Annotated in this window: 1 protein-coding gene; it reads left to right on the forward strand. The window is 59.4% G+C overall.

Annotated elements, in window-relative coordinates:
* The coding region (locus tag R2R70_RS20720) for a capsule biosynthesis GfcC D2 domain-containing protein (protein WP_410979009.1) at window positions 1–266 on the forward strand (266 nt) is incomplete at both ends.

The following is a 266-nucleotide window of genomic DNA, read 5'->3' on the forward strand; positions in this document are numbered from 1 at the left end:
GAGGCCAAAACGCTAACGGGCGCAGAGCATTTAATCGATCTGGTAGGCCAACCGCGGCTGGCAAACAGCTGGTGGCCCGGTGCGGTGATTAGCGAAGAGCTGGCAACGGCGGCAGCATTGCGGCAGCAGCAGGCGTTGCTGACACGGCTGGCAGAACTGGCCGCAGACTCCAGCGCCGACGATGCCGCCGCCATTAACGCCTTACGCCAGCAAATTCAGGCGTTGAAAGTGACGGGCAGGCAAAAAATCAATCTTGATCCCGATAT

The sequence above is a fragment of the Cobetia sp. SIMBA_158 genome (genome assembly GCF_046566945.1).
GTDB lineage: Bacteria > Pseudomonadota > Gammaproteobacteria > Pseudomonadales > Halomonadaceae > Cobetia > Cobetia amphilecti.